Origin of the sequence: Acaricomes phytoseiuli DSM 14247 (genome assembly GCF_000376245.1) — a bacterium.
GTDB lineage: Bacteria > Actinomycetota > Actinomycetes > Actinomycetales > Micrococcaceae > Renibacterium > Renibacterium phytoseiuli.
In genome coordinates this window covers 1-24,516 of sequence record NZ_AQXM01000060.1, presented here as the reverse complement: position 1 = coordinate 24,516, position 24,516 = coordinate 1, and the positions used below count along the sequence as shown (strand labels likewise).

General features: G+C 64.0%; 20 protein-coding genes, 4 tRNA genes and 1 riboswitch. Of the genes, 17 read left to right on the top strand and 7 right to left on the bottom strand.

Going from position 1 to position 24,516, the window contains the following annotated elements:
* Window positions 1-77 precede the first annotated feature (77 nt).
* Window positions 78-152 (bottom strand) — tRNA-Val (locus C501_RS0108260).
* Window positions 153-396: 244 nt separating this feature from the next.
* On the opposite strand from C501_RS0108260, the gene C501_RS0108255 reads away from it, so the two are divergent.
* From C501_RS0108255 to C501_RS0108245, 3 genes are all read left to right on the top strand, one after another.
* Window positions 397-468, top strand: a tRNA-Gly gene (locus tag C501_RS0108255).
* A 64-nt stretch (window positions 469-532) separates the two neighbouring features.
* Window positions 533-603 (top strand) — tRNA-Cys (locus C501_RS0108250).
* A gap of 31 nt (window positions 604-634) precedes the next feature.
* Window positions 635-709, top strand: a tRNA-Val gene (locus C501_RS0108245).
* 52 nt (window positions 710-761) lie between these two features.
* On the opposite strand, the gene C501_RS0108240 is transcribed toward C501_RS0108245, so the two are convergent.
* Window positions 762-1,523: an SDR family oxidoreductase gene (locus tag C501_RS0108240; protein ID WP_018135156.1), complete on the bottom strand. Its 762-nt coding sequence runs from the start codon at window positions 1,521-1,523 to the stop codon at window positions 762-764.
* A gap of 46 nt (window positions 1,524-1,569) precedes the next feature.
* Window positions 1,570-1,884 carry a DMT family transporter gene (locus C501_RS0108235; protein WP_018135155.1) on the bottom strand — a complete coding sequence of 105 codons (315 nt, stop codon included), beginning with the start codon at window positions 1,882-1,884 and terminating at the stop codon, window positions 1,570-1,572.
* Window positions 1,885-1,926: 42 nt separating this feature from the next.
* Window positions 1,927-1,988, bottom strand: a riboswitch (guanidine-III (ykkC-III) riboswitch).
* A 129-nt stretch (window positions 1,989-2,117) separates the two neighbouring features.
* Between C501_RS0108235 and C501_RS0108230 the strand changes: the two genes are divergently transcribed.
* Window positions 2,118-2,435: an antitoxin gene (locus tag C501_RS0108230; RefSeq protein ID WP_018135154.1), complete on the top strand. Its 318-nt coding sequence runs from the start codon at window positions 2,118-2,120 to the stop codon at window positions 2,433-2,435.
* 113 nt (window positions 2,436-2,548) lie between these two features.
* Here C501_RS0108230 and zapE read toward each other — a convergent pair whose 3' ends face one another.
* The gene (gene zapE / locus C501_RS0108225; protein ID WP_018135153.1) at window positions 2,549-3,586 is read right to left on the bottom strand and encodes a cell division protein ZapE; all 1,038 of its coding nucleotides are present in this window, start codon (window positions 3,584-3,586) and stop codon (window positions 2,549-2,551) included.
* A gap of 203 nt (window positions 3,587-3,789) precedes the next feature.
* Here zapE and C501_RS0108220 point away from each other — a divergent pair, with 203 nt between their 5' ends.
* From C501_RS0108220 to hrpA, 3 genes are read left to right on the top strand one after another with little or no spacing between them, the layout of a single operon-like run.
* Complete coding sequence (locus C501_RS0108220; RefSeq protein WP_018135152.1) at window positions 3,790-4,713, top strand: sulfurtransferase; 924 nt, start codon at window positions 3,790-3,792, stop codon at window positions 4,711-4,713.
* A 30-nt stretch (window positions 4,714-4,743) separates the two neighbouring features.
* On the top strand, window positions 4,744-5,232 hold the full coding sequence (locus tag C501_RS0108215) for a SufE family protein (protein ID WP_018135151.1): 489 nt from the start codon (window positions 4,744-4,746) through the stop codon (window positions 5,230-5,232).
* 53 nt (window positions 5,233-5,285) lie between these two features.
* Window positions 5,286-9,431 carry an ATP-dependent RNA helicase HrpA gene (hrpA, locus tag C501_RS0108210; RefSeq protein WP_018135150.1) on the top strand — a complete coding sequence of 1,382 codons (4,146 nt, stop codon included), beginning with the start codon at window positions 5,286-5,288 and terminating at the stop codon, window positions 9,429-9,431.
* Here the strand turns inward: hrpA and C501_RS0108205 are convergent.
* Window positions 9,407-9,832, bottom strand: a complete 426-nt coding sequence (locus C501_RS0108205) for an HIT family protein (protein ID WP_018135149.1) — start codon at window positions 9,830-9,832, stop codon at window positions 9,407-9,409. The genes hrpA and C501_RS0108205 overlap by 25 nt on opposite strands.
* 84 nt (window positions 9,833-9,916) lie before the next feature.
* A complete protein-coding gene (locus C501_RS0108200) occupies window positions 9,917-10,978 on the bottom strand; it encodes an NAD(P)-dependent alcohol dehydrogenase (RefSeq protein ID WP_018135148.1) in 1,062 nt (353 codons plus the stop codon).
* 168 nt (window positions 10,979-11,146) lie between these two features.
* Here C501_RS0108200 and C501_RS0108195 point away from each other — a divergent pair, with 168 nt between their 5' ends.
* Entirely contained in the window at window positions 11,147-12,265 is a 1,119-nt protein-coding gene (locus tag C501_RS0108195) for a PLP-dependent cysteine synthase family protein (protein WP_018135147.1), read from the top strand.
* A gap of 18 nt (window positions 12,266-12,283) precedes the next feature.
* Here C501_RS0108195 and C501_RS0108190 read toward each other — a convergent pair whose 3' ends face one another.
* Window positions 12,284-13,597 carry an alpha/beta hydrolase family protein gene (locus tag C501_RS0108190; RefSeq protein ID WP_018135146.1) on the bottom strand — a complete coding sequence of 438 codons (1,314 nt, stop codon included), beginning with the start codon at window positions 13,595-13,597 and terminating at the stop codon, window positions 12,284-12,286.
* 88 nt (window positions 13,598-13,685) lie between these two features.
* Here C501_RS0108190 and C501_RS0108185 point away from each other — a divergent pair, with 88 nt between their 5' ends.
* The 9 genes from C501_RS0108185 (at window position 13,686) to C501_RS0108145 (ending at window position 23,763) form a co-directional block, all read left to right on the top strand.
* On the top strand, window positions 13,686-14,195 hold the full coding sequence (locus tag C501_RS0108185) for a hypothetical protein (RefSeq protein WP_018135145.1): 510 nt from the start codon (window positions 13,686-13,688) through the stop codon (window positions 14,193-14,195).
* 14 nt (window positions 14,196-14,209) lie between these two features.
* Window positions 14,210-14,695 (top strand): peptide-methionine (R)-S-oxide reductase MsrB, encoded by a 486-nt coding sequence (gene msrB / locus C501_RS0108180; protein WP_018135144.1) that lies wholly within the window; start codon window positions 14,210-14,212, stop codon window positions 14,693-14,695.
* Window positions 14,696-14,812: 117 nt separating this feature from the next.
* Window positions 14,813-16,285, top strand: coding sequence for a DUF6421 family protein (locus C501_RS0108175; RefSeq protein ID WP_018135143.1), 1,473 nt, complete (start codon window positions 14,813-14,815; stop codon window positions 16,283-16,285).
* Between the two features lie 53 nt (window positions 16,286-16,338).
* On the top strand, window positions 16,339-16,944 hold the full coding sequence (locus C501_RS0108170; protein ID WP_018135142.1) for an SDR family oxidoreductase: 606 nt from the start codon (window positions 16,339-16,341) through the stop codon (window positions 16,942-16,944).
* 76 nt (window positions 16,945-17,020) lie between these two features.
* Complete coding sequence (locus C501_RS0108165) at window positions 17,021-18,100, top strand: threonine aldolase family protein (protein ID WP_018135141.1); 1,080 nt, start codon at window positions 17,021-17,023, stop codon at window positions 18,098-18,100.
* A gap of 114 nt (window positions 18,101-18,214) precedes the next feature.
* Complete coding sequence (locus C501_RS0108160) at window positions 18,215-18,805, top strand: DUF3000 domain-containing protein (protein WP_026174748.1); 591 nt, start codon at window positions 18,215-18,217, stop codon at window positions 18,803-18,805.
* 44 nt (window positions 18,806-18,849) lie between these two features.
* Window positions 18,850-20,172, top strand: coding sequence for an HRDC domain-containing protein (locus C501_RS0108155; protein ID WP_018135139.1), 1,323 nt, complete (start codon window positions 18,850-18,852; stop codon window positions 20,170-20,172).
* 16 nt (window positions 20,173-20,188) lie between these two features.
* Window positions 20,189-21,592 (top strand): thiolase family protein, encoded by a 1,404-nt coding sequence (locus tag C501_RS0108150; RefSeq protein WP_018135138.1) that lies wholly within the window; start codon window positions 20,189-20,191, stop codon window positions 21,590-21,592.
* Window positions 21,589-23,763, top strand: coding sequence for a 3-hydroxyacyl-CoA dehydrogenase NAD-binding domain-containing protein (locus C501_RS0108145; protein WP_018135137.1), 2,175 nt, complete (start codon window positions 21,589-21,591; stop codon window positions 23,761-23,763). The genes C501_RS0108150 and C501_RS0108145 overlap by 4 nt, the downstream gene beginning before the upstream one ends.
* The last annotated feature ends 753 nt before the right edge of the window (window positions 23,764-24,516 follow it).

The following is a 24,516-nucleotide window of genomic DNA, read 5'->3' as shown; positions in this document are numbered from 1 at the left end:
CTAAGAACTCCCTGCTGGGAAGTAGACCGGAACGACAGAGGTCCCGGCCGATCTCCCGGCCGGGACCTCTGTCGTTCTGGTGGGCGATACTGGGTTCGAACCAGTGACCTCTTCGGTGTGAACGAAGCGCGCTACCGCTGCGCCAATCGCCCAGGCTGCTTGCTCATTGCAGCGTAGCCGATACCGTCACCCAACACCTAATCTCCCCTATGCGAACAACCGGACAAGCCAACCACCCGGCCGTGCTGCCTGGAATGAAGACGCTCCGAACGCCCCCGCGGATTTTGCGTTTCCAGTATCCTCAGATAAAGTTTCTACTCGCAGGAACCCGAGGATGGCGGTCGCGGCACAAGCCGTCAACTAGCCGGAATCACGGTGCAAACCGGTTCCCCAACTGCGGATGTGGCTCAGTGGTAGAGCATCACCTTGCCAAGGTGAGGGTCGCGAGTTCGAATCTCGTCATCCGCTCGCAGGAAACTGTCAACCGCAGGTTGTTGGCATGTGGAATCAATCCGGGCCCAAGTCACGGCGCGGTGGGGTGGCCGAGAGGCGAGGCAGCGGCCTGCAAAGCCGTATACGCGGGTTCGAATCCCGTCCCCACCTCTCAGGCACCTGAGAGTAACGGCAGGTACCCGGGCGATTGGCGCAGCGGTAGCGCGCTTCCCTGACACGGAAGAGGTCACTGGTTCGAACCCAGTATCGCCCACCACGCAGTGCTATTGCTTCTCTTGCAATGCAGCTGAAACCCTCCATCCAGTCAGTTAGTCGGTTGCGCCCGAATATCTTGCCGACGCCTTAGGTGCGCTTTCATCGATGTTCTTCCCGGCCCGGAAAAATGCACCTAGCACCCCTGGAATTCTGAACGGGACCAGAATCCGACGGCTGCTGTTCGCCATACGGTATCGTTTCGCTGCCTCGCGGGCCGTGATGGTCTCCGGCCCGGCAAGGCGCCAGTCCTCAGGAACCGGACCATCGAGCACCCGAAGAAGCTCATCTGCAACATCAGCTTCACTGACCGGCTGGAACGATGTACCCGTAGGCCAGAGAATACAGCCGAGCCTGCGACCCCCGTCGAAGATCATGTTCAAGAACGAGAAGAACTGCGAAGCGGAAAGCACCGAGGACTCCTCATACCCTCGGTAGATCTCCGCCTGAGCCGTTTTCGCCCGGTAGTACTCATAGGCAGAGCCATCGGCATTGAGTATGCCCAGGCAGACCAGTCTGGGCGATCTCGGAGACTGCCGGGCAGCTTCCACAAGATTCCTTGCACCTTCAGCCAGCCGATCGGCCGCCGTCCGGGAATCCGTCAGGTCGTAGATAACATCACATTCATCAGCCAGGCGCTGGAGATCTGATTTCTTAGTGATGTCTCCCGGCCAGGCTTCGATGCCCTGCTGCAGGGGCTCAACCTCCTGCGCGGAGCCGCTGCGCGTGAAGGAAACGACATCGTGCCCGCGTCCCAGCGCTCCCACGCATACGCGGGCTCCGATCCGCCCGGTGCCTCCGATGACTCCGATTCTCATACCGGCTCCGATCCGCCAGAGTTACTTCTTGTCTGCGCCCCTCAGCTCAGCTGATCACCTTCAGGCCGACGACACCGCCGACGATCGCCAGCAAGAACACGATCTTCAATAGCGAGACCGTCTCAGCCCCGGTGATCATGGCATAGGCCACCGTGAGCGTCGCCCCGATACCGACCCACACCGCGTATGAAGTGCCGACCGGCAAGGTTCGCATCGCCCAGGCCAGGCCGATCATACTGGCGATCAGCCCTACGATGAACACTATGGTGGGCCCAGCTTTGCTGAACCCTTCGGATCTGCCCAATGCAGTGGCCCACACTGCTTCGAGGATTCCGGAGATGACAAGTATGATCCAGGCCATGGTCTTCCCTTTCGCCGAGCTGACTAGAGTCGTAACTTCGTGTCAGTACCGTCTTGTCCTTGCCGGGTACGGTGCGCCTCGTCCGGATTACCTATGGGTGCCTCCAGTATGGCACGCCGATACATTTCGCTGGTAGCTGGGATCAGCTGTTTCTTGATAGCACTCAGGACTCAACTGCGTCTAATATCTAGCTAGCGGAGCAATTCTGGCTCCATCAGTGAAAGGAGGTGCCCGTGGGTCTGTTCGACGACATCAAGGGCAAGGCCGAGCAGTTGATCGGCGGCAACCGGGATGCCATCAAGGATGGCATCGGTAAGGCTGGCGATTTCATCGACAGCAAGACCGGTGACCGGTTCAAGGACCAGATCGACTCAGTTCAGAGCAGTGTCGGCGGCTTCGTCGACAAGGTTGGCGGCGACGAGGGCCAGAGCGCTGAGGCAGTAGCCGAAGCCGAAGGCGTTCCGACGACAGAGCAGCCTGCTACGGGGGCCCCGGACGCAGAGAATGCCGCTCCTGAAGCGGGAGACTTCGAAGAGCCGCACCAGGGCTGATCCGCTCGGCTTCCCGACGATTTTTCGTCCCGGAGCGCCGGTACCGTCGTGAGGCGGCACCGGCGCTCTGTGCTTTTAAAGATCGTTGTGCCTCGGAAAAACAGTGCAGGCGACTAACGAGCCGCTTCGGCCTGACCTTCCCGAGCCAGGGCGGTCAGCCGGGATATCGCCCGGTAATACTTCTTGACATAGCCGCCGGCCATCATCTCCGGGGTGAAGAGCTGGTCCATCGGAGAGCCCGAGGTCAGAATCGGAACGTCTTTGTCATACAGCCGATCCGCGAGAACCACGAACCGCAGTGCGGCGCTCTGCTCCGTGATGGTATGCACATCCCGCCAGACTACCGCGTCGATTCCCTGAAGCAGCTGGCGGTACCGGCTGGGGTGCACGGACGCCAAGTGATCTACCAGCAACGCGAAATCATCGATTGCCACGGTGCGCCCGGCGAACTCCCGGCCGGCCTGCTCATCGAGATCCGCCTCGGCCAGTGGTTCGGGAGGCTGCGGCAGGCCCCTGTGCCGGTAGTCTTCGCCATCAATCCGCAGCACCCGGAACTGCCCCGCCAAGGCCTGGATCTCGCGCTGGAAATCCACTGCGGCGAAACGTCCTTCGCCCAAGGCCCCGGGCAGGGTGTTCGAGGTGGCGGCCAGCTTGACCCCGGCATCGGCGAGCTCTCGCATCAGGCGGGACATCAGCACGGTATCCCCCGGATCGTCGAGCTCGAACTCATCGATGCAGACGAGGGTGTAGCGGGAGAGTTCTTCCACTGCCCGTCGGAAGGACAGGGCGCCCACCAGGTTGGTGTACTCCACGAAAGTGCCGAAGGCCTTGGGCCCCGGCGCGGCGTGCCATAGTGACGCCAGAAGATGGGTCTTGCCGACGCCGAAGCCACCGTCTAGATAGATTCCCGGACGAGCGGCCTCTGGCTTCGAGTCGAAGAAGCGGCGTAGGCCCTTGCCGCCGGAGGTTCTGCCGACTCCGGTGGCGAAGCTCTGGAGCGCTTCTACCGCAGTGGATTGACTGGGCTGCGCGGGATCGGGCCGGTAGCTGGCGAAGGAAACCTCCCCGAATCGCGGAGAAGGATGCAACCCGCCCAGCAGTTCATCTATGGAGGCAGCGGGGCAGCGGGTGACAAGGTGTTCGATCTGCACTCAGTAAGGATAGCCACTCCGAGCGCGAGTATCCGCTAGCTGAGCCGGACCGGGCTGAACCGGGTTGAATCGGGTTCGGGATATTGCTTCCCGTGACAGCCGGGAAGTTTAGCGCTGCGGCGATGGTTAGGCTCAAAGACAGAGGAGGTTGTGATGCCTCCGCGACTGCCGAAGAGAACAGCCGATCTGACAGGAGTCCGACGATGAGCAGCCCCGCGAAAATTCCCGTGGAGACCTCCGAGAAGTTCAGTGAATACGCCCACCCCGAGCGCCTTGTTTCCACCCGATGGCTTGCCGAGGCGCTTGACGCCGGCCTCGTGGGCACTCCGGAGCTGGCCCTGGTCGAATCGAATGAAGACGTGCTCCTCTACGACACCGGGCATATTCCGGGGGCAGTCAAAATCGATTGGCATACCGATCTGAACGATCCGGATACTCGTGATTACATCGACGGCGAGGCCTTCGCCCGGCTCCTGAGCAGTAAGGGCATCGGCAGGGATACCACGGTGGTGATCTACGGCGATAAGTCGAACTGGTGGGCTGCCTATGCGCTCTGGGTCTTCACCCTTTTCGGCCACGAGGACGTGCGGCTGCTGGACGGCGGCCGGAATCAGTGGATCGCCGAAGGGCGCGAGCTGAGCACCGAGCCGCCCGCTGCCCCGATCGCCGCGGACTACCCCGTCGTGGACCGGCAGGACGAGCCGATCCGCGCTTTCAAGGATGATGTGCTGGCGCATCTGGGCGCCGGCCCGCTGATCGATGTGCGCTCCGCCGAGGAGTATTCCGGGGCGCGGACCACGATGCCCGCCTACCCCGAAGAAGGTGCTTTGCGCGGCGGCCATATCCCCACCGCGGCATCGGTCCCCTGGGCCCGGGCCGCCGCCGAAGACGGCACCTTCCGGAGCCGGAAAGAACTCAGCGCGATCTACCTCGGGGATGCGGGGCTCGCCCCGGGCGATGATGTGGTCGCTTACTGCCGGATCGGCGAGCGATCCAGCCACACCTGGTTCGTCCTCAAGCACCTGCTGGGCTTCGGCAAGGTCCGCAATTACGACGGCTCCTGGACCGAGTGGGGCAATGCGGTGCGGGTTCCTATTGTCAAGGGTGAGGCCCCGGGAACGGTCTAGCTGCCCGGCGCCGCGTACTACCCTGGAATCGTGAGTACCGATAAGGAAGCTGCCGCGCTGCCGAAGAAACTCGCCGAGATCCTGGAGGACTTCCAGGCCCTCACCGAGCAGGACAGGCTGCAGCTATTACTGGAATTCTCCCGGGCGCTGCCCGCACTGCCGGAACGGCTTGCGGAGCACCCGGATCTGCTCGAACAGGTTGTGGAGTGCCAGTCGCCGCTCTTCCTGACCGCTGAATTGGAGGGACCTGTCGGGGCCGAATCAGGCGACGGTGAGGCAGCAGTCCGGCTGTTCTTCTCCGCTCCCCCGGAGGCACCCACCACCAGGGGCTTCGCCGGGGTGCTGCACGAGGGCCTCGATGGCGCCACCGCGGATGCAATCCTGGCGGTTCCCGGAGACTTTCCGGAGCGATTGGGCCTGACCCGTGCGCTGACACCGCTGCGACTGCGCGGAATGACCGCGATGCTGGGCCGGATCAAACGCCAGGTCCGTGAGCTGCAGGCCACGCCAAGGGCGTAAACCGACGGCAGCTACAGGTCTGGCCGGTGACCAGCGCCTAAACTGGTAAGGCTATGAGCCTGACCATCGCCTATCCTCCCGAGTTGCCGGTTTCCGCCCGGCGCGACGAGCTGATGGCGGCTATCCGGGATCACCAAGTCGTCGTGATCGCCGGGGAGACCGGCTCCGGGAAGACCACCCAGATCCCCAAGATGTGCCTGGAACTGGGCCTGGCCGAACCGGGCCCAGACGGCAGACCGCGGATGATCGGCCATACCCAACCGCGTCGACTGGCGGCGCGCACCGTTGCCAAGCGGATCGCCGAGGAGCTTCAGGTGCCCCTGGGCCAAGAAGTCGGATTCCAGGTCCGCTTCACCGGCGAGGTCTCCGCGCAGACCCGGGTCAAGGTCATGACCGATGGCATCCTGCTCGCCGAGATCCAGCGCGACCGGCTGCTGAAGCGCTACTCCGTGATCATCGTCGATGAGGCTCATGAGCGCAGTCTGAATATCGACTTTATCCTCGGCTACCTCAAAAGGATTCTCCCGGAGCGCCCGGACCTGAAGGTCATCATCACTTCGGCGACGATCGACCCGGAGCGGTTCGCAGAGCACTTCGCCACAGCGGATAGCACCCCTGCCCCCATCGAGGAGGTCTCGGGCCGCACCTATCCCGTGGAGATCCGCTACCGTCCACTGGAGCAAGAAACTTCAGAAGACGCAGAAGAGACGGCTATAGATCAGGGATCCGGCCAGCAGGACAACGACACCCCCGGCGAAGGCCGGGACCCGGTCGATGCCGTCTGCGATGCCGTGGACGAGCTCTCCCGCGAATCCCCCGGCGATATCCTGATCTTCTTCTCCGGCGAGCGCGAGATCCGCGACGCAGCGGAAGCTCTGCGCGCGCGTTTGCAGCAGAAATCAGTGCAGAAGAAGAAAACGTCCTGGCTGCGCGACGCCGATGTCCTGCCGCTCTTCGCCAGGCTCTCGCTCGCTGAGCAGCGGGCCGTCTTCCAGCCCGGGGCGCGGCCTCGGATCGTGCTGGCCACCAATGTCGCGGAGACCTCGCTGACCGTCCCGGGCATCAAATACGTCGTGGATACCGGCACCGCCAGGATCTCCCGCTACTCACACCGAACGAAAGTGCAGCGTCTGCCCATCGAGCGGATCTCCCAGGCCAGCGCGAATCAGCGCGCAGGCCGCTGCGGCAGGGTTTCCGCCGGAATCTGCATCCGGCTCTACTCGGAAGAAGACTTCAACGCACGTCGTGAATTCACCGACCCGGAGATCCTGCGCACCAATCTCGCTTCTGTCATCCTGCAGATGAATGCCATCGGCGTAGCCGCCAGCCCGCAGGAAGTCGCTGATTTCCCCTTCGTCGAACCGCCGGACGCCAAAGCGGTCGCCGATGGTGTGGCCCTGCTGCGCGAGCTCGGTGCGATCTCGAGCGCCTCGGAACAGAACAGTTCAGGGCGGCGGCGCGGAGCCAAAGGATCCACTCCCCGCCCCGCCGCTATCACCCGGATCGGCAAACAGCTGGCGCAGCTTCCCGTGGATCCGCGGCTGGGCCGGATGATCATCGAAGCAGGCCATCAAGACTGCGTGCGCGAGGTCATGGTGCTCGCCGCCGCGCTGACCATCCAGGATCCGCGGGAGCGCCCCGGTGAGGACAGTGGCAAACGCCAGCAGGCTGAGGAAAAGCACCGGCGCTTCCGGGATGAGAACTCCGATTTCACCGGTTACCTGAACCTCTGGCGGTACCTGCGAGAGCAGCAGAAGGAGCTTTCCGGCACCGCGTTCCGGCGGCTGTGCCGGGCCGAGTACATCAGTTATCTGCGGGTACGGGAATGGCAAGATCTCTTCGCCCAACTACGGCAACTCGCCAAACCCCTCGGCATCACTCTGGCTGCCGGGGAAGTCGACCCGGTCGCCCGGCATGAGGCCGTGCACCGCTCGGTACTGGCCGGGCTGCTCAGCCAGATCGGGCTCTATGATCAGCGCCGCCGCGAATACACCGGTGCCAGGGGAACTCGTTTCGCGATCTTCCCCGGCTCGGCCCTGTTCAAGAAGAATCCGGACTGGGTGATGAGCGCTGAGCTGGTGGAGACTTCCCGGCTCTGGGCCCGGGTCAATGCCCGGATCGACCCGCTCTGGGTGGAGCAGATCACCGGCCACGACGGAACCGCGAACGCCGGGCTGCTCAAGCGCAGCTACTCGGAGCCGCACTGGTCCAAGCGCAGCGGCGCCGTGATGGCCTATGAGAAAGTCACCCTGTTCGGGCTCCCGGTAGTCCCCAGACGTCGAGTGGGCTACGGCAAGATCGAACCGGAGCTTTCCCGTGAGCTGTTCATCCGGCACGCCCTGATCGCCGGGGAATGGCGGACCCATCATGCGTTCTTCCGGCGTAATCAGAAGCTGCTGGCCGAACTCGAGGAGTTGCAGACCCGAGCTCGGCGGCAGGATCTGCGCGTGGATGATGAGACGCTCTTCGACTTCTATGACGCCCGGATAGCGGCGGATATCGTCTCGGAGCGGCATTTCGACAGTTGGTGGAAGCGGACCAGACAGCAGGAACCGCAGCTGCTCGACTTCGACCCGGAAGTGATCTTCGCTGACGCCGAGAGTGTCGATGAAAGCCAGTACCCGAACGTTTTCACATACCTGGATTCCCGGACCTCACAGGGCGCCCACGGCTCCGAGGGGACCTACGAGCTGCCCTTGGATTATGCTTTCGACCCGGTAGCTGCAGCGCAATCGCGACTGGGCGGAACGGCCCCCGCCGCTGCCGACGGGGTCACCGTGCTGGTTCCCGTACTGCAACTCGGCCAATTGCGACCCGAGCCCTTCCGCTGGCAGGTTCCCGGCCTCCGGGAAGAACTCGTGACCGCCATGATCAAATCGCTGCCCAAAGCGGTGCGGAAGCATTTCGTCCCCGCTCCCGATGTCGCCCGCCAGGCAGTAGCCGCGCTGAACGCAGACTTCGACCCCACCTCCGATGAGCTGGAAGCCTCGCTGGAGCTTGTACTGCGCCGGCTCCGCGGCCACATCATCCCCCCTGGGTCCTGGGACTGGTCCGCCGTGCCGGCGCATCTGCGGATGCGTTTCCGGGTGGTTGACGCCCTCGACTCCGGCAAGCACAAGAAGAACCGTTATGACAGTGTCCTCGGCGAAAGCGATGACCTGAGTGCCCTGCAGGAATCCCTGGCCGGGGCCTTGCGCCAGGCCATCGCTGCGTCCCTGGGTGCGAGCCCGAAGCTCCTGGACCGGGCTGCCTCAAAGTCCCCCAGTCAAAAGGGGGCAGAAGTTACGCAAACGCCTCTGCTCCGAGAGCGGCAGGGTGAGACGAGCTGGGTTTTCGGCAGCATCGAGCGCTCGCTCAGCCGGGAGGTCAACGGCCACCGGATCACCGGATACCCTGCATTGCATGATGAGGGGAAGACCGTGGGCCTCACCGTCTTCCGCTCCGAGGAGGAAGCCCTCCAGGCCCATCGAGGCGGTGTGATCAGACTGTTGGCGCTGGGCCTGCCGCCCTCTGATCGGTATGTGCAAGAGCATCTCAACAACGAGGAAAAGCTGATCTTCGGTCAGAATCAGCAGGCCAGCGCGGCTGAGTTGATCGCGGATTGCGCCCTGGCTGCTATCGACAAACTGGTACCGGAGCAGCTGCCTTTCAACGAAGCCGCTTTCGAGGAGCTCTTCCAGCGCTGCCGGGCCGAGTTACTGGATACGGTGTTCGAGATCGTTGCCGTCGTAACCAAGATCCTGGCCAGTCACGGCAGGATCAATCGGACACTCAGCAGCACCGCGAGCCTGCCACTGCTGAGCGCCCTGAACGATATCCGCGCGCAGCTCGACGAGCTGATCTACCCGGGGTTCATCGCAGAAACCGGTTACCACCAGCTGACGCAGTTGCCGCGCTACCTCGCCGCCATTGAGCAGCGCCTAGCGAAGCTGCCGGACCGGCTGCAGCGCGACGCCCAGAACATGGCCGAGGTGCAACGGCTCGAAGACGAATACGAGGACGCGGTAGCGGCACTCGCCGCCCAACGTTCCGGCAGCCCGATCCCTTCGGGTTTGCTCCGTGTGCGCTGGATGATCGAGGAGCTCCGGGTCTCTTATTTCGCGGTGGAACTCGGAACCGCGTACAGCGTCTCGGAGAAACGGGTGAGGCGCGCGCTAGCAGAGGCGCTGAGCACTCAGTCCGGCACGAACTCGCCGTAGCCAGCGCTTCGCAGCTGCTCCCGGAGCAGCTCGGCGACCTCGTCTTGACGGGCCGGGTCCGGGTTCTGCTCCGCCCGGGCGAAATCGAAATCCGACATGGACTCCGAAGGCCAGACGTGCAGGTGCAGGTGATCCACTTCGTAACCGGCGATGGTCAGGCCGGCCCTGACCGCATCGAAAAGGGTCACCTGGGCAGCGCCGATCGCCTGGGCCACCGTGATGAGCCGCTGCATCAGTTCGGGGCTCGCGTCCGTCCAGCGATCCACCTCCTGCCGCGGAACCACCAGGGTGTGCCCCTGCGCTAAAGGCGCGATGGTCAGGAAGGCGACCACGTGCGGATCTTCCCAGACGAACCGGCCGGGGATCTCCCCGGAGATGATCTTAGAGAACAGCGTCGGCATATGCGGCTCCTCGGTCAGCGATGGATCCGGCCCAGTCGCAGTCGACTAGGCCGGATCCGCCTGGGCTTGATTCGACGATTCGGTTCAGAGAGTCGCGGTGTCCAGGACGAAGCGGTACTTCACATCACCGTCGATCATCCGGTCATAGGCCTCGTTGAGCTGGTCACCGGAGACCATCTCGATATCGGAAACCACTCCGTGCTCTCCGCAGAAGTCGAGCATCTCCTGAGTCTCGGCGATACCGCCGATGAGTGACCCGCCGTAGGCCAGTCGGCGCCGGATCAGCTGCCCGGGGTCGATCGGAGGCATCTTCCCATCGGGCAGACCGAGCTGCACCAGAGCACCATCCCGACGCAGGGTCCGCAGATAATCGTTGATGTTATGCGGCGCTGCCACGGTGTCGAGGATCAAATCGAGGCTCTTCGAAGCGCCCTTCATCTGCTCGGCATCGCTCGATACCACAACATGATCGGCACCGAGCTCGTGCGCGGCTTCGGCCTTCCCGGGGCTCGTGGTGAAAACAGTCACCTCCGCTCCCATGGCCTTGGCCAGTTTGACCGCCATATGGCCGAGCCCGCCCAGGCCCACGACGCCTACCGCGTCTCCGGGCTGCACGTCGAAATAGCGCAGCGGCGAATAGGTCGTGATGCCCGCGCAGAGCAGGGGACCGACGGCGGCTTTCTTATCCTCCGCGGTGAGCGCCTTAGGGATCCGCAGCACATAATTCTCATCCACCACGATGGAGCTGGAGTAGCCGCCCTGGGTGATCTCGTCCTCGTGCCGGCGGTCCGGCGCGCCGTAGGTGCCGACCATGCCGACTTCGCAGTACTGCTCGAAGCCTTCTTTACAGGCGTCGCATTCCCGGCAGGAATCGACCATGCAGCCGACGCCTACCGGATCCCCTACGGCGAATCCGGTGACCTCGGAACCGACCTTGCTCACCGTGCCGACGATCTCGTGCCCGGGGGTCACCGGCCAGTGCTGGTCACCCCAGTCGCCGCGCACCGTGTGGACGTCGGAATGGCACAGCCCGCAGAACTCGATATCGATCTCGACGTCGTGCGGCCCTGGCTCGCGTCGATCCAAGGTGATCGATTCTAATCCGGATTGCGCGGAAGTCGCGGCATAAGCCTTCGCAGTAGTCATGTTTCCACGCTATAACTCTCTCCGCTCCACGTCCACGTCGGCTTCGTGTTTCTCCAGTTTCTCCCGCTTCTCCCGCTGAGTGGTCGGGTGTGGCGCCCAAATCCCGCTTTTGGGCGCCACACCCGACCACTCAGCGGGAGAGTCAGCGAAAATTTGTAGACTTCTTACGTGGATCTCAGCTTATGCACCCCGGAACGCCGCTGGGCCGATGAAGCCCTGCGGCGCATCGAAGCGGAAAACAACCGCTCAGCGGATACTCATCTGCACCTCGTACCGCTGCCCGCGGACTGGGGCGTCCGGCTATACCTCAAGGATGAATCCGCGCATCGCTCCGGCAGCCTCAAGCACCGGCTGGCCCGTTCACTCTTCCTGTTCGGGCTCGTCAACGGCTGGATCCGGGAAAGCACCACGATCATCGACGCCTCCTCCGGCAGCACCGCGGTATCGGAGGCGTATTTTGCACGACTACTGGACCTTCCGTTCGTCGCGGTGATGCCGCGCAGCACGAGCACCGAGAAGATCGCCCTGATCGAGCAGTACGGCGGACGCTGCCACTTCGTGGAGCACCCCTCGGAGATCTACGATGCCGCGGCAGAGCTGGCCGAAGCCACCGGCGGCCATTTCATGGACCAATTCACCTACGCGGAACGAGCCACGGACTGGCGGGGCAATAACAACATCGCCGAATCGATCTTCGAGCAGCTGGCTCTCGAGGACCACCCCTGCCCGCGCTGGATCGTCGTGGGTGCGGGAACCGGAGGCACCAGCGCCACTATCGGCCGTTACCTCCGCTACCACTCCTACCCCACCCAACTGGCGGTGGTTGACCCGGAGAACTCCGCGTTCTACCCCGCCTGGCAGCAAGGCCTGGACACGGCGGAGGGCCAGCCCTCCCGGATCGAGGGAATCGGCCGCCCCAGGCTGGAACCGAGTTTCGTCTCGAGCGTGATCGACGAGATGATCCCGGTGCCGGACGCCGCATCGATCGCCGCGATGCAGCACCTGGCCCGGCTGACCGGCCTGACTGCAGGCCCTTCCACGGGTACCAATCTCTGGGGTATCTGGCAGCTTATCTCCCGGATGATCGCCTCGGGGGAACGCGGAAGCGTGGTTTCCCTGCTCTGCGACCGGGCTGATCGCTACCAGATGAGTTACTGCGATGACAGCTGGTTGGCAGCCAAAGGACTCCTGCCGGGCGAATACCGGGCCGTCATCGATGAGTTCTTCAGCACCGGGCGCTGGCCGCAGGAGCTCTTGGCTCCCCTGCGCTCGAGCCGGCTCGGCTGAGCCGGCCCATTCCGGTAACTAAGAAGCCGGGCGCCGTGGCAGTTCATAACGGCCCAGCAGCGGGGTGAGCCAGCCGGCGACCTCGCCCTCCCAGCGCTGTGAGTCCGCATTCCAGGCCCGGACATGCCCGGCCTGCTCGAATTCGACGAAGCTGACGATGTCCGGATTCTTTTGCGCGAGATCCCGGGGCGGCCCATAAGGCACATAGGCATCGTCTTTGCTGTGCAGGATTAGCGTCGGGGTGCGCAGTTGCTGCGCCTTGCTGACCCAGTCCATCTGCTGGAAGTCCACGGGAGCGGATAGCCCAGTGATGCGGCGCCCCAGTGAATGGCTGAGCATCAGCCTGCCATAGCGGCCAATCACCGCCGGCACCCGGTTCAGCGCCGCCTGATGATTCAGCACGTCGATCCAGTTGACCACCGGGCTGTCGAGGACCAGTGCGGTGATCCGCTGCCGGTGCCGGCTGCGCTCCGCGAGCTGAAGCGCGATGGCCCCGCCCATGGAGAAGCCGAAGACCACGACGTCTTTGGCACCGTGAGAGAGCGCATAGCCGATCGCAGGGTCCACGTCCTGCCATTCAGTGAGACCCAATCCGTAGCGCCCGGCATCGGCGGTCGGGGCGTCTCCGTCATTGCGATAGGAGATCAGAAGGCAGTCCATGCCCAGCCTGCGAGCCACCGGCACCGCACGCAGTCCCTCATTCCTGCGCGCGCCCCGGCCGTGGATGATGATCGCAGTGGTGTCGATCCGCTGCCCCGCAGGGGCACGGATGAGCCAGGCCGGGGCAGGGCCTGCCGGAGTCTCGATCATCACTTCACGCCATTGGCCGCCCACCGGAGGGTTTTCGGAAGAGGACACCAGCTCATCGAGCTCTGTGGGGTGTTCCAGGATCGACCCGGTGAGCCGTCCACTGACAGCATTGCGCAGGTCACCGTGATAGACCTTTTCCACCTCGCGCGTGACCGTGCCTTCACCCGTGGATGTCGGCGAGACGACTCGCCCGAGCCGAGCGCGACCGGTACCGCCAGAGAAGCTTAGGCCGTATCTTCCCGGCGCTGTGGTGTCCTCGGTAGCCGGAAGCACGATGTGCCAGTCCTCGTCCCCGTTGCGGATGATCGCCAGAATGGACAGGTCATCGGGGAGGTCTTGATCCGGAGTGACCACCCGGCGGGCGAAATAGCCGGCCAGAGCCGAGCTGAATACTCCAGCCAGAGACAGTGCGCCGAGCCCCGCCGCGATGCCCGACAACGTCCAGGCGAGGGCCCGCTGCCGTCTGCGCTGCTTCTGCTGTGCGGTGATTCGCTCGGCAGGGGCTCTCCGATTCGTCGCCATGACACTAGTCTGCCTCAGCCGGCTGTTCCGCATCGCATCAGGATCGCATCAGGATCGCATTGAATTATTACTGACTTATGCTGGAGGCATGTCTGATTCGGCCTCCGCTCCCGCCCTGATCGTCCTCACCGAAGCCTCGCTCGGCGACCCCGATGTGAGAAATCTGGAATCCGTGCTCGAGACCGGAGCCGTGCGGCCGGCGGTTTTCCTCCTGGTACCCATCGAGCGGCGGCGGAATTTGCTGGTGGAGTTCATCGATCAGCTGAGTCTTCTCGATCTGCCCGCAGCGCTGCGGGAGCTCGGCCCGCAGCCTGACGCGGAGCAGGCCCGGGCCGAAGCGCAGCAGATCCTGGATGAATCCCTCAGCGCGCTGGCGGAGGCGGGGATCAGGGCCGAGGGGCGTCTGGTGGCCGGGGAGGCCGTAGCGGGCCTGACCGCCGAGGTGAAAGAGCGCAGCGCCTCGCAGGCGGTGGTGATCACCGAGCCGCATGCGATTGAAGACACCCTTCGCACCGACTGGGCGAGCCAGGCCCAGCAGCAACTCGGATTACCGGTTCTACATCTTTACGCCGGTTCGGGATTCATCGGGGACTCCTGAGCGTTATAAGAGATATGGACCACGACGCAGCAGCTCCCGCAGCGAAATCCGAGAAAACAAACAACAGCTACTTCCCTGAAGTAGTCAAAACCGATGCCCAGTGGCGCGAGGAACTAAGCCCCGAGGAGTATCAAGTCCTCCGGCAAGGCGGCACCGAACGCCCTTATACCGGCGCGTACACCGATACCCACACCGAGGGCGTGTATCAGTGCCGGGCATGCGGCGCTGAATTATTCCGTTCCACGCAGAAGTTCGATTCCCATTGCGGCTGGCCGTCTTTCTGGGCGCCTTTGGCCGAAGGTTCGGTGCGGTACCTGCACGATCGCACCCTGGGCATGGAGCGCATCGAAGTGCGCTGCGCCCGGTGCGACTCCCATCTGGGCCACGTTTTCGAAGGCGAGGGATACGGCACGCCAACCGACCAGCGTTACTGCATCAATTCCGTGTCGATGCAGTTGGTGCCAGCATCCGGTGATACTGATGCTCAAGACGGCCGATAAGAGATTGAGCATAAAATAATCTGTTCATTCATCTTCGGATGGGGAACATTTTCTTACTGAGTCGGTAGCGTAGATGTGTCGACTGACATCAACCGAAGCTTAGAGAGGAGCCTTCCCATGACATCGACCACCACGGACTCCCAACTGGCCGCGCTAGCAGAGGGTCTGCCGGAGGGCGGGGACCGGAACAGCAGTTCCGCCCGGATCCTGAGCGACCAAGAATTCTCCGAAATAGCCCGCAGCACAGCCTGGCAATCGCTCAAGAGCGCCACTGAAGAACTTCAGGGCTACCAAATCAAAGATGGCTCCATCCCGGAAACTGACCAGCATGCCCGCGCAACGGAGCTGGTCGAGGTGATCATCTCCGCTGTGCAGGAGCTGGCACCCTATTTCCCGCAGGATGACGAGTACCTACGCCTGCTCGTGCAGGATTTCGAGCGTTGGCGCGCCCAAGGCTTCACCGTTCCGGACTTCCTGGACTCCCTCCAGGCTTTTCGGCCGCAAGAGCACCGCATCGATGGCCTGGGGCATCTGGTGGTTTTCCCGATGTACACCCAGAACGGTTCGAACAACCGGTTCGTCGAAGCAGTGCTGGTCCGAGTGCTCTGGCCGGAGTTCATTGGCGAGCTGGAGGCCGGGCCCTACAGCAACAAGCTTTTCGTACCCATGAGCTTCGTGGATTTCACCCCGGGCTATGACACTAACTCCGCGGTGCTCTTCCCCGAGTCCGTTGCAGTGCGCCAGACCCCGGTGTTCACCTGGGGCGCGATCTTCCAGGATCGCCAAGCCGCCCGCTTTCGCCGGGTCCTGAAAGCTGCGGCAGAGATCACCGGGCTGGAGCTCCCCCAGGCCGCCACCGGGTTCTTGACCCCCGGCGTAGATGCCCAGGAACTCACTCAGAACACCTTCATCATGTGGGATCTGATCCACGACCGGACCCATATGCGTGGAGATCTGCCCTTCGACCCGTTCATGATCAAGCAGCGGATGCCATATTTCCTGTACTCCCTGGAAGAACTCCGCTGCGATCTGACCGCGTTCGCCGAAGCGGTCCGCCTGGAGCGGGATCCGAGCACCTCTCCGGAGATCCGGCAGTATGCCCAGCTGGTCAAATACGCAGTGCTCTTCGACCGGATCTTCCGTTTCGCCATCACCGGCTCCCGGGTGCGCAACTACGACGGGCTGGGCGGCCAGCTGCTCTTCGCCTGGATGCATCAACATCACGTGCTGCACTGGACGAATACCACCCTGAGCATCGACTGGGACGATGTAGCCGATGTCGTGGTGGCCCTCGGCGAGAAGATCGGCGATCTTTACTGGCGCTCCATCGACCGTCCCAAGATCGCGCATTGGCTCGCCGCGTATCAGCTGGTCTCCGACACTGTGACCCCGCACCCAGCCTCGGTCTGGGCCAAGGGCCCGGACGCACTGCCGCTCATGGAACCGCCCCGAGCGCTGACCGATCAGGTGCTCGACGACGAATTCCCGCTCTCCATGTTCTACGAGGCGCTGGAGAAGAAGATGCGTCCGGTGATCGAATCGACCTCCGGTATCACCGGAAGCAGCGCCTTGGAAGCAGACCCGAATTGAGCCCAAGCCGCACCCGGGCAGAAGCTGAAAGAGAATGAAACGAAGGAGCATTCGTGAGCGCATTGCTCATCACCGGCGGGTCTTCGGCCGCGGGAATCGCCATCGCAACTGAGCTGGTCAAGGCAGGACACACGGTGGTGACGGCAGGTTCGCATCGCGACCGGATCGAAGCGGCTGCACAGGCCAGCGGGGCCGCACCGGAACAGGTTGACCTCCGGGACCCGGCCTCGGTGGCCGCTCTGCGGGATCGATTCCGCAGGGCCCACGGTGCCCTCGGCGGCCTGATCCATCTCGTCGGGGGCTGGCGGGGCGGTGGCGGGCTGGCCGGCCAGACGGATGACGACTGGGATTTCTTGGATGCGCAGATCATCCAAACCCTCCGGGTCACCACGCGAGAATTCGCGGATGAACTCGGGCCGGACGGAGCTCCCCTGGTTCTTGTCTCCAGCACAGGCCTCGGAGCACCGACGCCGGGGAACGCCAATTATCTCGCCGCCAAAGGAGCCGCCGAAGCCTGGGCGCTGGCAGTGGGCAACGCCAAGATCATCCGGGTCAAGGCGCTAGTCGATGATGCGATGCGGGCCGCCCGCCCCGATCGCTCGTTCCCCGGATACACCCCGGTCACCGAACTGGCCCGGCAGATCTCTGAGATCTTCTAGGCTTTCCCTGCTCACTTCTTCTTGACTGCTCTTGCTGGTTGCCGCTTTAAGGCTCCTCTGAGATAGGTTCTATCACGTGCTTGATTCCACGATTTCCTCGCCTTCGCCTTTCCAGCCTCTGCATGATCCGGAGTACCGGGGCTTCGCCTCGGACAACTACGCGGGAGTCCACCCCGAAGTCCTCACCGCTATCGCTGCGGCGAACGGCGGCCATCAGGTCGCCTACGGCGAGGATCAGTACACGGAGCGCCTGCAGGAAGTGTTCCGCAGCCACTTCGGCGAGCAGGCCGAAGCCTATCCGGTCTTCAACGGCACGGGCGCCAATGTGCTGGCGCTGCAGTCCTGCCTGCCGCGCTGGGGCGCCGTGATCAATGCGCAGAGCGCTCATATCAATGTGGACGAAGGCGGAGCCCCGGAACGCGTCGGCGGGATGAAGCTCCTGTCCGTACCGGCCCCTGACGGCAAGCTCACACCGGAGCTGATCGATCAGGAGGCCTGGGGCTGGGGCGATGAGCACCGCGCCCAGCCACTGGCGGTCTCGATCACCCAGGCGACCGAACTGGGCACCTGCTACACCCCGGCCGAGGTCCGGGCGATCGCCGAGCACGCACATGATCGCGGCATGCTGCTGCATATGGATGGTGCGCGCCTGGCCAATGCGGCCGCATATCTTCACGTGCCGTTCCGGGAGTTCACCTCCGATGCCGGTGTGGACATCCTCTCCTTCGGCGGAACCAAGAACGGCCTGCTCTTCGGTGAGGCCGTCGTCGCGCTGAATCCGGAGAAGACCCCGGGGCTGCGCTATCTACGCAAGCTCAATATGCAACTGGCATCCAAGATGCGCTTCGTCTCAGCCCAACTGATCGCGCTGCTCGACGGCGATCTGTGGCTGCGCTCGGCTGGACACGCCAATGCCATGGCCGCCAGGCTGCGCGCCGGAGTTGATCAGATCGACGCGGTCACCCCCACCCAGCTCACCCAGGCAAACGGGGTCTTCGCGATCCTCCCGGAAGGCATCGCCGATCAGCTGCGCAAGCAGTTCCGCTTCTACGACTGGGATGAATCCCGTCGCGAAGTGCGCTGGATGTGCTCCTTTGATACCACTGAAGCGGATATCGACGCCTTCCTGCTCAGCCTCCGGGAAGTGGTTCAGTAACTCAGCAACAACTCAGCAACAGGGCCCACCGAGCAGCACTGGCCCGATTCAGAAGGCAGTTCTGGGACGGCGTGCCTCATGAGCTTTGTCACTTAGGGGCCGTACGATTCCAGAGTGAGCGCGATAGCACAAGTTCCCTCAGAGTTTCATGCCGCCCTGGGCACGCTTCGCCAAGCCAGGTGCCGCCGGGAACTGCGACTCGAGGAGATCCCGGCCCCCAGCCGGCTGGCCCCGCACGCGGTGGCGCTGGCCGCAGAAGTCTGGGCCCAGCACTCCGGAGCCGCAGCGGAGCAGGATCCTCTTGCCACCGGACGTTTCATCCTGCTGCACGACCCGGATGGCTCCCCGATCTGGGATGGCACCTTCCGCATCGTGACATATATCCGGGCCCAGCTGGAAGCCGATCTGGGTCATGACGCCCTGCTCGGATCCGTCGCATGGACTTGGCTCGTAGAGGCACTGGAGCAGCACGGCACCCGTTACCGGGCAGCGGGGGGAACGGCAACCCGGATCCTCTCCGAGTCCTTCGGCTCGCTCTCCGGCCGCCCCGATGCCATTGATATCGAGCTGCGCGCGTCCTGGACCCCGGAGCATCACGATGTTCAGGAGCATCTGGAGGCCTGGTCAGATATGGTGTGCACCTTCGCAGGCCTTCCGCCGCTGCCCGAAGGGGTCAGCGCTCTACCGCAGCACCGACGCAACTGAGCCTCTCGAAGACCGCGGGCGGCAGGCGTTAGCATAGGTTCATCATGAATAGCAATGAGACTCCGGAACACGGACTGGAGTTCGATCTAGCTTCGCTGCCCGAAGTGGTCGAGCTGGACACCCCCAGAGACGGCGTGCCGGCGGTCGTTGACACACCCGAAGGTCTGCGGCGCGCCGCAGAGGCTCTCGCCGCAGGAACTGGCCCGGCCGGGGTGGACGCGGAACGCGCCTCGGGCTTCCGCTACGGGCAGCGAGCCTTCCTGATACAGATACGGCGCGAAGGCGCCGGGACCTGGCTCATCGATCCGGAGCCGTTCGACGACCTCACCCCGATCCAAGAGGCGCTCAAGGGCGCCGAGTGGATCCTGCACGCTGCTACCCAGGATCTGCCCTGCCTCTCCGAGCTTGGCTTATGGCCGGAGCGGCTCTTCGACACCGAACTTGCAGCCCGGCTCGCCGGCCTGCCCCGGGTCGGCCTGGCCGCAGTAGTGGAACAGCTGCTGGGCTTCGGGCTCGCCAAGGAGCACTCCGCCGCCGACTGGTCCACCCGACCGCTTCCTGAATCCTGGCTGCGCTATGCAGCGCTCGATGTCGAGGTGCTGAACGAGCTCCGCGAAGAACTCGTAGAGCTCTTGGAGGGTGCTGGGAAACTCGACTGGGCGGAGCAAGAGTTCGCGGCCCTCGTCGCCGCCGGCCCCCCGCCGCCACGGGCTGAACCGTGGCGGCGCACCTCAGGGCTGCATCAGCTCCGGCAACGCAAGCAACTGGCAGTGGTCCGCGAACTCTGGCAGGAACGCGATGCGCTGGCTCAGCACCGGGATGTCGCCCCGGGCCGGCTGCTACCGGATTCGGCGCTTATCGCCGCGGCGAAGGCGCTTCCTACAACGGTGCCGCAGCTGCTGCTGACGCAAGGCTTCCACGGCCGGGCGGCTAAACGCGAGGCCCCGCGCTGGTTGCGCGCGATCACCGAAGGGAAAGCCGTTCCCGCGGAGCAGCAGCCGCCCTTGCATCTGCCCAGCACGGCGCCCCCGCCACCGCGCGCCTGGCCGGATAAGAATCCGCAGGCAGCTGCCAGGCTGACGACCGGCAAAGCCCGTATCTCCGCTCTGGCCGAATCCCTGGAGGTGCCGGTAGAGAATCTGCTGACGCCCGACTTCCTGCGCCGCCTGGCCTGGCAGCCGCCGGAGGAGCTCTCCCTGGAGACTCTCGGCCAGGGCCTGGCCGAACTGGGCGCCCGCCCCTGGCAGGTTGAGCTCTGCGCTCCGGTTCTGCTGGATGCTTTCGTGCACCCGGATCCTCTGGAACCGGCGCAGAAAGCACCGGCGACAGCATCCGCCGAATCTGCTGAAGCCAGCTTGAAAGGCTAAATTACTGGCGAGTAACATGGTGCTTGACGGTGCCGTCCCGCGCGATGCCGTGCAGATTAGCTCCATTTCAGCGCTGGTCACCGGGCTGGTTCCGGTCTCCGGCACTCTTCAGCTAGGAGTCCAGGTGAGTTCAGCATCACGGCAGCCTCAGACCGCTTCCGGCCCCAGGCAGCTCCGCGACGTCGTCTTCGTTGATGGCGTCCGCACGCCTTTCGGCAAAGCCGGCGAAAAAGGTATCTATGCCGATGTCCGCGCCGATGATCTCGTGGTGCGCTGCATCCGCGAGCTCATGCGGCGGAACGAGAATCTGCCACCGGAGCGCATCGATGATGTCGCCATCGCGGCGACGACGCAGACCGGTGACCAGGGGCTGACTCTGGGCCGATCCGCCGCCCTTTTGGCCGGGCTGCCGCGCTCCGTGCCCGGCTTCGCCATCGACCGAATGTGCGCCGGGGCCATGACCGCGGTCACCACCACCGCTTCCGGTATCGCTTTCGGCGCCTACGATGTGGTGATCGCCGGCGGTGTAGAGCATATGGGGCACCACCCGATGGGCTCCGGCGCCGACCCTAACCCCCGGTTCCTGGCCGAGAAGCTCGTCGACCCCGCCGCCCTGAACATGGGGAACACCGCGGAGAATCTGCACGACCGCTTCCCGCAGATCACCAAGGAACGCGCTGATCGCTACGCCGTGAAGTCCCAGGAGAAGCTCGCTACCGCTTATCAGAACGGCCAGATCCAGCCCGATCTCGTGCCCGTGGCGGCACGCCCGGCGGTGCAGAGCACAACAAAAACAGCGGAGCAGGAGGCGGAAGACCCTGCTCGGGGCTGGGCCCTCAACACCACCGATGAGCCCCCGCGTCCGGGTACCACGATGGAGGACCTCGCCGCGCTGCGGACCCCGTTCCGGCCGCACGGCAGGGTCACCGCGGGCAATGCGGCAGGGCTCAATGACGGCGCCACCGCGGCTCTGCTGGCCTCTGAAGAGGTCGCCGAAGAGCTCGGCCTGCCGGCGAAGATGCGCCTGGTGAGCTACGGATTCGCCGGTGTGGAACCCGAGGTCATGGGCATCGGGCCGGTTCCGGCCACCGAAAAAGCCTTGAAAACCGCCGGGCTGAGTATCGAGGATATCGGCCTTTTCGAGATCAATGAGGCCTTCGCGGTGCAGGTCCTGGCCTTCCTCGATTACTTCGGCATCGATGATGATGACCCCCGGGTCAATCGCTACGGCGGAGCGATCGCCATGGGCCACCCCCTGGCATCCTCCGGGGTCAGGCTGATGAACCAGCTCGCCCGGCAGTTCGCCGAGGATCCCTCGGTGCGTTACGGCTTGACGGCGATGTGCATAGGCCTCGGCATGGGCGCCGCCGTGATCTGGGAGAACCCCCACTACCGCGCTAGCGAAGGAGCACAGGCATGAGCGAGATACGCAGCAGATTCGAGGGCCTGGCCGAGCTGGTGCCCGATGAGATCGTGAGCCGCTCGATCCTGCAGAACATCGAGCTCCCGGGGCCGGATGGCGCACCTCTGGGAACCTTTGCGCTGATTACTCTGGACAATGGGCTGGATCATAAGCGGCCGACCACCCTCGGGCCCCGAACACTGGTGGCGCTGGGAAGCCTGTTAGAAGAGCAGCGGGAGCGCGCCTCGGCGGGCGAGATCATCGGCGTGGGTATCACCGGCAAGCCGTATTTCCTGGCCGCCGGCGCGGATCTTTCTGCGGTCGGCTCCCTGAAGGAGCGTGAGCACGGCAAGCAGATGGCTCAACTGGGCCATGCCGTCTACCGGCTGCTGGGTGACCTCGGCGTGCCAAGTTTCGTCTTCATCAACGGCTTGGCCCTGGGCGGCGGGCTGGAAGTCGCGCTGAACGCCGATTACCGCACGGTCTCCTCGGCCGCCGGGGCGCTGGCGCTGCCGGAGGCTTTCCTCGGGCTGGTGCCGGGCTGGGGCGGGGCGTATCTGCTGCCGCGACTCATCGGGCCCGAAGCCGCCGTGACCGTAATGCTGGAGAACGCGCTGAACAACAACCGGACGCTCTCCGGGGCGAAAGCCCGAGAGCTGGGTATCGCGGACGAGCTTTTCGAGCCCGCCGACTTCCTGGAGCAGTCCTTGCTCTGGGCCGGCAGGGTCATCGCGGGGGCCGAGACGGTCTCCCGCCCGAATGCCCTGAACAGCGAGTTGGAGGCGCCCCTCGATACCGAGCAATCGGCCGCCTGGGATGCCGCCCTGACCAGGGCCGAGGGCATTGTCCGGGCGAAGACCTCCGGTGCCGCCCCGGCACCGCTGCGTCTGCTGGAGCTACTCCGAGACGGCAAGACCTGGAGCCGGGATGAAGCCTTCGCCGCGGAGGACGAGGCGCTAGCCGATCTGATGCAGACCGAGGAGTTCCATGCCACGGTCTACGCCTTCCTGGACTTGGTGCAGAAGCGCGCCAAGCGGCCGGCCGGCGCCCCGGATCCGAAGCTGGCACAGCCGGTCACCAAGGTCGGCATCGTCGGCGCCGGACTCATGGCGAGCCAGCTGGCCCTGGTCTTCGCCCGGCAGCTCAAGGTCCCCGTGGTGATGACCGATATCGATCAGGAGCGCGTGGATAAGGGCGTGGGCTATGTGCACGCCGAGGTGGATAAGCTGCTCGAGAAGAAGCGGATCTCCGCCGATGCCGCGAACCGGACTAAGGCGCTTGTCACCGGTTCCGTCTCCAAGGATGTCTTCGCGGACGCAGATTTCGTCATCGAAGCGGTCTTCGAGGAGCTGCAGGTCAAGAAGGATGTCTTCGCGGAGCTGGAGCAGATCGTCTCCCCCGAGTGCATTCTGGCCACCAACACCTCCTCGCTCTCCGTGACCGCGATGGCGGAGAGCATGAAGCACCCGGAGCGCCTGGTCGGCTTCCACTTCTTCAATCCGGTGGCGGTGATGCCGCTCCTGGAGATCGTGCAGGCACCCAAGACCTCGGAGCCCGTGCTGGCCACCGCCTTCGCACTGGCTAAGGCGCTCAAGAAGAACGCGGTTCTGGTGAAGGATTCGGCGGCTTTCGTGGTCAACCGGATCCTGCTCCGGCTGATGGGCGAGGTCGCCCAGGCCTTCGATCAAGGCACCGACGCGAAGACCGCGGATACCGCGCTCAAGCCGATGGGCCTGCCGATGACGCCTTTCACCTTGTTGGCCATGGTCGGTATCCCGGTGGCCCTGCATGTTTCGGAATCACTCAATAAGGCTTTCGGTGACCGGTTCTGGGTCTCTGCGAACCAGCAGAAGCTCATCGATGCCGGGGTCAAGGGCCTCTGGGAGAAGGACGAGAACGGCCGTCCGACAATCCCTCAGAGCACGCTGGAGCTTATGGAGTTCGGCGATCAGCCGCTGAGCTCCGAGGAGCTGCTGGTCCGGGTACAGGACGCCCTGGCCGAGGAGATCGGCCTGATGCTCCAGGAAGGCGTCGTGGCCGGGCCGGAGGATATCGACCTGTGCATGATCTTGGGCGCGGGATGGCCCATGTTCCTCGGCGGGATCACCCCGTATCTGGATCGCGTCGGCGCCTCCGAGCGGGTCAACGGCAAGCGATTCCACGCAGCAGGAGTGGCCTCCCCCGCCTAGCGATTAAGCCTTGAACCGAGGTTCCACTGCGCCGTCTCCGAGCCGAACTCATCCTGAGAAATCAGGGTGGTCAAGCTCGGAGGCGGCGCAGTGCGTTAAGAACCTCTCTCCATCAGTCAGCCCGTAGCGGGCAAATCAACGGAATACTGTGGGGAAGGGAGGTGTGTCATGAAGGTCTTGTCTTATTGTCTGCTCGGTTTAGCAATCGCTTCCCTCGGGGCGGGCTTAGCGTTTGGTTTCCTCCTGCTAACCGGTGAAGAAAACTTACCCGCATCGATCTTTTCTTATATGTTGACGGCGATGCTGGCCGCTTTCGGCCTGGGGGTAGCGTCAGGAGGCGTGCGAACGCTCTCCAGGAAACAGCCGAGAGTCGACTAGCTTTATCCGGTCTTGCGAGCGGTTTGGTGCAGTTGTTCAGCTCAGAAGAGTGCGATCTTGTCTGGTTGCGGGAAGATCTCGTCTAAGGCGGCCGGATCCTCCGGGCTCGACTTCCACGCGGCGGCCGCTGCGTTAGCGGTGATCTGCTCGGGCCGCAGGTGGCCTAGTGCCTTCCGAAAGCACTAGGGCTACCAACATTCCTCTAATCGCCACCACAGAGTGCTTATATCCTCCATGCACTGAGCACGGGTCTGCCCCGGGTTTGGTTGACATCTGATCTGTGAGGATTCGTCCTCGCTGGAAGGATGTATCTCTTGCCCAAGCCCTATCCGAAAGAGTTCCGTGACGATGTCGTGGCTGTGGCCCGTAAAGCCC

Excerpts from the sequence above, each read along its gene's own strand:
- C501_RS0108240 (WP_018135156.1), bottom strand. The coding sequence starts at position 1,523 with ATGAGAATCGGAGTCATCGGAGGCACCGGGCGGATCGGAGCCCGCGTA.
- C501_RS0108235 (WP_018135155.1), bottom strand. The coding sequence starts at position 1,884 with ATGGCCTGGATCATACTTGTCATCTCCGGAATCCTCGAAGCAGTGTGG.
- C501_RS0108220 (WP_018135152.1), top strand. The coding sequence starts at position 3,790 with ATGAGCAGCCCCGCGAAAATTCCCGTGGAGACCTCCGAGAAGTTCAGT.
- hrpA (WP_018135150.1), top strand. The coding sequence starts at position 5,286 with ATGAGCCTGACCATCGCCTATCCTCCCGAGTTGCCGGTTTCCGCCCGG.
- C501_RS0108205 (WP_018135149.1), bottom strand. The coding sequence starts at position 9,832 with ATGCCGACGCTGTTCTCTAAGATCATCTCCGGGGAGATCCCCGGCCGG.
- C501_RS0108200 (WP_018135148.1), bottom strand. The coding sequence starts at position 10,978 with ATGACTACTGCGAAGGCTTATGCCGCGACTTCCGCGCAATCCGGATTA.
- C501_RS0108190 (WP_018135146.1), bottom strand. The coding sequence starts at position 13,597 with ATGGCGACGAATCGGAGAGCCCCTGCCGAGCGAATCACCGCACAGCAG.
- C501_RS0108185 (WP_018135145.1), top strand. The coding sequence starts at position 13,686 with ATGTCTGATTCGGCCTCCGCTCCCGCCCTGATCGTCCTCACCGAAGCC.
- msrB (WP_018135144.1), top strand. The coding sequence starts at position 14,210 with ATGGACCACGACGCAGCAGCTCCCGCAGCGAAATCCGAGAAAACAAAC.
- C501_RS0108175 (WP_018135143.1), top strand. The coding sequence starts at position 14,813 with ATGACATCGACCACCACGGACTCCCAACTGGCCGCGCTAGCAGAGGGT.
- C501_RS0108155 (WP_018135139.1), top strand. The coding sequence starts at position 18,850 with ATGAATAGCAATGAGACTCCGGAACACGGACTGGAGTTCGATCTAGCT.
- C501_RS0108150 (WP_018135138.1), top strand. The coding sequence starts at position 20,189 with ATGGTGCTTGACGGTGCCGTCCCGCGCGATGCCGTGCAGATTAGCTCC.
- C501_RS0108145 (WP_018135137.1), top strand. The coding sequence starts at position 21,589 with ATGAGCGAGATACGCAGCAGATTCGAGGGCCTGGCCGAGCTGGTGCCC.